General features: G+C 66.7%; 3 protein-coding genes. 2 read left to right on the top strand and 1 reads right to left on the bottom strand.

The features are described from left to right. Nucleotides 1-251 precede the first annotated feature (251 nt). On the top strand, nucleotides 252-2978 hold the full coding sequence (locus L1088_RS02810) for an S-layer homology domain-containing protein (RefSeq protein ID WP_234553631.1): 2727 nt from the start codon (nucleotides 252-254) through the stop codon (nucleotides 2976-2978). Nucleotides 2979-3056: 78 nt separating this feature from the next. Beyond that, complete coding sequence (gene uvrB, locus L1088_RS02805) at nucleotides 3057-5036, top strand: excinuclease ABC subunit UvrB (protein ID WP_234553630.1); 1980 nt, start codon at nucleotides 3057-3059, stop codon at nucleotides 5034-5036. A gap of 49 nt (nucleotides 5037-5085) precedes the next feature. Here the strand turns inward: uvrB and L1088_RS02800 are convergent, their stop codons facing one another. Then, nucleotides 5086-6228 carry an E3 binding domain-containing protein gene (locus L1088_RS02800; RefSeq protein ID WP_234553629.1) on the bottom strand — a complete coding sequence of 381 codons (1143 nt, stop codon included), beginning with the start codon at nucleotides 6226-6228 and terminating at the stop codon, nucleotides 5086-5088. Between the last annotated feature and the right edge of the window lie 5 nt (nucleotides 6229-6233).

The raw sequence follows: 6233 nt of genomic DNA, 5'->3' as shown, positions 1-6233 counted from the left end.
GGCTATTTCCTGTTCCCCCTCATCCCCAGGAGGCAAGGGATGTCCGAACTTAGAGGGAGAGCTCAGTAAAGGCCAAGGGCTTGACAGGCCATGTGTGAGCCTTTTATGATACCGGCGGATGCAAGGTAAAAGCCGGCCCTAAAGGGCAGAGCGTTCGCCTTGCATCCCAGGAGGGCCGGGTGGGAGAGGAAACGCGGAAACTCGCCCGCACCCGCCCTTCCGGGAAAACCCTGAAGGGGGTGTAAGGAAGTATGAAGAAAAGGCTAGTGACGCTACTGGCGGGGCTTTTGACCGTGCTCTCTATGGGCTTCGGTCTAGCCCAGTTCTCCGACGTGCCCGCCGGGCACTGGGCCAAGGAGGCCGTGGAAGGCTTGGCGGCCAAGGGCATCCTCGTAGGCTTCCCTGACGGCACCTTCCGGGGGAACGAGACCCTCACCCGCTACCAGGCGGCCCTCATCATCTACCGCCTCCTGCAGCAGATTGAGGAGGAGCTGAAGGCCAAGGGCGAGTCCCCCACCATGGAAGCCATGTCCTCCGAGGACATCGAGGCCCTGAAGAACGCCGTCCAGGAGCTGGCTGCGGAGCTGGCCGCTTTGGGCGTGCGGGTCTCCGCCCTCGAGGACAGCGCCGCCACCAAGGAGGACATCGCCCGCCTCGAGGCCATGATCGAGGAGCTGAAGGCCCAGCCCATGCCCGAGCCCGGCATGGACCAGGCCGCCCTGCAGGACCTGGCCGACCGGGTGGAGGCTGCCTCCATCGCCGCCGACACCGCCTTGGCCCAGGCCCAGCAGCTGGCCGAGCAGCTGGAGGCCCTGGCCCAGGACGTGGAGGGGGTGAAGGGCGACCTGGCCGCCTTGCAGACCCAGGTGGAGGCCAACGCCCAGGCCATCCAGGCCCTCAACGAGCTGGCCGTTCTCCTGAACCAGGACGTGCTGGCCCTGCAGGACCGGGTGACCGCCCTGGAGAAGATGGTTTCTGGCGGCGCGGAGATGCCCAACTTGGATGAGTTCGCCTCCAAGGAGGACGTGGCCGCGGTGCAGGAGTTCGCCGCCGCCCTGCGCTCCGACCTGGTGGGCCTCTCCGAGAAGGTCTCCAAGCTCGAGGGCACCGTGGGCGACCTCTCTGGCAAGGTGTCCAAGCTAGAGCGGAACGCGCTTTCCATTAGCGGCAGCCTGCGCCTGCGCTACCAGTCCTCCGATGGCAGCTTCTCCGGCTACGACTACGACCGCATCATCCCTGGGAGCATCCTGAGCTCTGGCGATGCGGATGGGGATGGTCAAAGCGTGGACGATGCCGATGCGGGCATTGCGAATGCTTCCGGCAAGACCTCCGCGCTCCTGAACCTGACCCTGAAGACGGGCGCTTTGGATGCCAAGTCCTCTCCCAGCGGGGCCAACACCTACCCTGGCCTCTTCCAGTTCAGCATCCGGCTGGGTACGCCTGGGACTGGCATCGGCCAGAACAACCCCGGCTCCTACGACGGCACCGGCGCTACCCTTTACAACCTGGGCTTGGCGGTGGACTCCATCAAGACCACCCTGGGCATCGCCGAGGGGCAGACCCTGTCCTTCACCTTCGGTCAGTCGGTGAACACCCACTTCACCGAGTACGTGATGGACAACGAGGATAGCAGCCTGGGCCACGGCTTCGTAGCTACCCTGAAGGGCCTGCCCTTGGGTGCTACCCTCACCGCGGCGTACGGGGAGAAGGACCCCAGCACCCCTAACTACGACTACTTCAAGGCGGTCAGGTTGGCGGTGGCTCCCTCTGAGGCCTTCTCCTTCGGCCTCTCCTACGCCCAGCACGACAACACCTTCGCCGAGGTGGCGGGCGTGGACGGCAGCCTGGCCCTGGGTCCGGTGAAGCTCTCCGGTGAGTACTTCCGCTTCGGCGCCAACGTAATGTCCTCCTATCAGGAGGGGGGCTACGTGAAGGCCGAGCTGGGGCCCGTCAAGGCCAACTACCGCGGCCTGGCCCCCGGCGCTGCCCCGGATCCCGCCGGCCTCAGCCTGGACGACGACAACCCCTTCCGCTGGGGCCAGCGCGGCTTCACCGTGGAAACCGGGCTTCCCCTCTTGGGCCTGAACGTGGGCCTGCTCTACAACGTGCAGATGGACGGCGCCTTCGGCACGCCTGACGCTAGCGCCTTCAAGGCCACCTTCGGCCTGGGCCTCCCTGCGGGCTTCAGCCTGAGCGCTGGCGCTACCCTGGCCAGCAACACCTCTGGCGAGTTCTTCCCCGCCACCTTCAACTTCACCGGTGTTCCTGGTCCGGCCACCGCCACCGACTACGCCACGGCCCTCACCGCTACCCTCAAGCACAACGGCGCCGCCGAGAACGCCCTCATCAAGGGCTTGAACCTCACTTTCGCCTACACCAACAGGACCCTCCTGGGTGGGCCAAGCGACAGCCTTGCCGCCTACGGCGACTTCGGTGGCCTGGCCCTCGGGCCCATCAGCGTGGATAAGGTGGTGTTCCGTTACAACGACGCTAACCTCCAGAACCCCGCCGCTGGCCAGACCCTCAAGGGCGGCATCAAGGGCGGCCTCAACCTGGCGGGCCTGCCCCTGAACCCCAGCCTCACCGGTGAGGTGGCCTACCGCGACACCCAGGCGGTGGGCACCGAGCTGAAGTACGGCTTCGGGGTGAAGTTCGGCCAGTTCCTCTTTGACAAGAGCGTCCTCGAGGTCAAGGCGGCCCAGTACACCACCACGGGCTCCCTGGGGGTTCAGCCCTCTGGTGACGATGCCGATAAGGCCTTTGATCCCAGCGTGAACTACCTGTACGCCAACCCTGGCACCGGCAGCGCAGGCACCCTCTCCGGCATCTACGCCACCTGGAACTACTGGGACCTCGCCTTCACCTACGGCTTCTTCAGCGATCAGTCCCTGGGCACGGTGTTCTCGGACATTGTCAACCGCACGACCACCGGCACCTACGGTCGCGTCTTCCGCATCCAGTACACCGTGACCTTCTAGACCCTAGAAGGTTAGGCCCCCGCCCCCTAGGGCGGGGGTTTCTTTCGTGCACCCGGCTTGGGGGCTAAACTGGTAAGGATGACCTTCCGCTACCTTGGCCCCAAGCCCAAGGGGGACCAGCCCAAGGCCATAGGGGAGCTGGTGGAAGCCCTAAGGGAGGGGGAGCGCTACCTCACCCTCCTGGGGGCCACGGGCACGGGGAAGACGGTGACCATGGCCAAGGTGGTCGAGGCCCTGGGGCGGCCCGCCCTGGTCCTGGCCCCCAACAAGATCTTGGCGGCGCAGCTGGCCGCGGAGTTCCGGGAGCTCTTCCCGGAAAACGCCGTGGAGTACTTCATCAGCTACTACGACTACTACCAGCCCGAGGCCTACGTGCCGGGGAAGGACCTCTACATCGAGAAGGACGCCAGCATCAACCCGGAGATCGAGCGCCTCCGCCACTCCACCACCCGTAGCCTCCTCACCCGGCGGGACGTGATCGTGGTGGCCTCGGTTTCCGCCATCTACGGCCTGGGGGACCCCCGGGAGTACCGGCAGAGGAACCTGGTGGTGGAAAAGGGACAGGTTTACCCCCGGGAGGCCCTCCTGGAGCGCCTTTTGGAGCTGGGCTACGAGCGGAACGAGATTGACCTGGCCCCAGGCCGCTTCCGGGCCAAGGGGGAGGTGCTGGAGATCTTCCCCGCCTACGACACCGAGCCCATCCGGGTGGAGCTATGGGGGGACGAGGTGGAGCGCATCCTGCAGGTGCACCCCATCACGGGGGAGAGGCTTAGGGAGCTTCCCGGCTTCGTCCTCTTTCCCGCCACCCACTACCTTTCCCCGGAGGGGCTGGAGGAGATCCTGAAGGAGATCGAGAAAGAGCTATGGGAACGGGTCCGCTACTTTGAGGAAAGGGGGGAGGTGCTCTACGCCCAGCGCCTCAAGGAGCGCACCCTCTACGACCTGGAGATGCTCCGGGTTATGGGCACCTGCCCGGGGGTGGAGAACTACGCCCGTTACTTCACGGGCAAGGCCCCGGGGGAGCCCCCTTATACCCTTCTCGACTACTTCCCCGAGGACTTCCTGGTCTTCCTGGACGAGTCCCACGTGACCGTGCCCCAGCTCCAGGGCATGTACCGGGGGGACTACGTGCGCAAGAAGACCCTGGTGGATTATGGCTTCCGCCTGCCCAGCGCTTTGGACAACCGCCCCTTGCGCTTCGAGGAGTTTTTGGAGCGGGTTTTCCAGGTGGTCTTCGTTTCCGCCACCCCGGGGCCCTTTGAGCTTGCGCATTCGGGCCGCATCGTGGAGCAGATCATCCGCCCCACGGGGCTTCTGGACCCTTTGGTGGTGGTGAAGCCCACGGAGAACCAGATATTGGACCTCATGGAGGGCATCCGGGAAAGGGCGAAGCGGGGGGAGCGCACCCTGGTCACGGTGCTCACGGTGCGCATGGCGGAGGAGCTCACCGCCTTCTTGGTGGAGCACGGCATTCGCGCCCGCTACCTGCACCACGAGCTGGACGCTTTTGAGCGCCAGGCCCTGATCCGCGACCTGCGCCTGGGGCACTTCGACGCCCTGGTGGGCATCAACCTTCTCCGGGAGGGGCTGGACCTCCCCGAGGTCTCCCTGGTGGCCATCCTGGATGCGGACAAGACGGGCTTCTTAAGGAGCGAAAGGAGCCTCATCCAGACCATCGGCCGGGCGGCGAGGAACGCTAGGGGGGAGGTCTGGCTTTACGCGGATGGGGTTTCCGAGGCCATGGAGCGGGCCATTCGGGAGACGAACCGGAGAAGGGCGCTTCAGGAGGCCTACAACCGTGAGCACGGCATCGTCCCGGAGACGGTGCGAAAGGAGGTGCGGGCCATCATCCGCCCCGAGGGGTACGAGGAAGCTCCCCTGCCCGAGCCCGCCAGCGAGGACCTCAAGGAGCGGATCGCCGAGCTGGAGCTAGCCATGTGGCAGGCGGCGGAAGAGCTGGACTTTGAACGGGCGGCGAGGCTAAGGGATGAGCTCAGGGCCCTCGAGGCCCGCCTGNGGCGCCCCCCCCCCGGGGGGGGGGCCCCAAAGAGGCGATAAGCAAGCCGCTTTGGCTGTGGCCGATGGGGCAACCTTTTTGCGCGGGTGCTTAGGCCAAAAGGAGCACCGGGTTTTCCAGGTACAGGGCCACCCGCTCCAGGAGCTTTTTGGCCACGGGGCCTTCCAGCCCGGAGGCGGCGAGCACCCCCTCGGGGGAGAGGAAAAGGCTGGGGCGGCCGGTGTGGAGCTCTTCCTCCCCGAAGAAGCAGAGAAGCCCTCCCTCCTCGGGCAGGCCCTCCTGGAGGCCAGGGTGGAAGAGGGCCAGGAAGCCCCCTTGGGGCCGAAGGCCCCGCACGCCCTCCCCCTCGGCCTGTCCCAGGAGGGGCCGGAAGGGGAGCTCCAGGTCCGCCAGGGCCCTTTCTGCCGCCCGCACCAGGAAGGGCAGGGGGGTTTTGGGCACCCCGTGAAGGCGGTGGAAGGTCTCCACGGCTTCTTCCAGGGGCGCAGGGTTCAGCCGCCGCCGGAAGGCGCGGAGCACCGGGGGAAGGGGGCTGGCGGTAGGGGTGAGGCCAGGGGCGGGGGCGGGCGTTGGCACCGGGACAGGGGGAGGGGTTGCCACCGCAGCAGCGGGGGTTTCGGGAACAGCCGGAAGGGGCTCTTCCAGGGTTCCCAGGAGGTCTTCTTCCTCCAAGAGGGCCTCCTCCAGGAAGGAGGGTTCTTCCGCCGCCTCTTCCAGACCGGCTTCCTCCGCCAGGAGGGCTTCCAGCTCCTCTTGGAGGGCCGGGGAAGGGGCCTCCTCGGGGGGGCTTGCCTCCCAATCCTCCGCCAGGGCCAGGGCCTCTTCCTCGGGTAAGGGCGCGGGCGGCTCCTCGGCCAGGAGGAGCTCCTCTTCTTCCAGGTCCAGCTCGAGGTCCTCGAGGAGGGCGGGCTCCAAATCCAGCTCCTCTTCGGGCACCTCCTCCACCTGGAGGGTGGGGGCTTTGGGGGCCTCGGGGATGAGCTCGGAGAGGTCCACCCCTTCCCGGCCCAGGGCCTCTTGGGCCCGCTTCAGGTCCTCCTCCGGAAGGACGGGCGGGGGCTCTTCCGGCATGGGGGGCAACTCCACCTCCCCAGCCATCACCTTGGCCAAAAAGGCCAGGATGTCCCGCTCCACGATGGTGCCGTCCGGGCCCGTACCCTTCAGCCGGCGCCAGTCGATGCCGTTTTCCTCGGCAAGCCGCCGGGCCAGGGGCGTGATCCTGGGTTCTTCCATCTTGG

The sequence above is a fragment of the Thermus caliditerrae genome, assembly GCF_021462525.1.
Classification (GTDB): Bacteria; Deinococcota; Deinococci; order Deinococcales; family Thermaceae; genus Thermus; species Thermus caliditerrae.
The sequence above is the reverse complement of the archived record's forward strand: the minus strand, read 5'-3'. Positions and strand labels throughout refer to the sequence as shown.

Coding starts and splice junctions, on each gene's coding strand:
- L1088_RS02810 (WP_234553631.1), top strand. CDS start 252: ATGAAGAAAAGGCTAGTGACGCTACTGGCGGGGCTTTTGACCGTGCTC.
- L1088_RS02800 (WP_234553629.1), bottom strand. CDS start 6,228: ATGGAAGAACCCAGGATCACGCCCCTGGCCCGGCGGCTTGCCGAGGAA.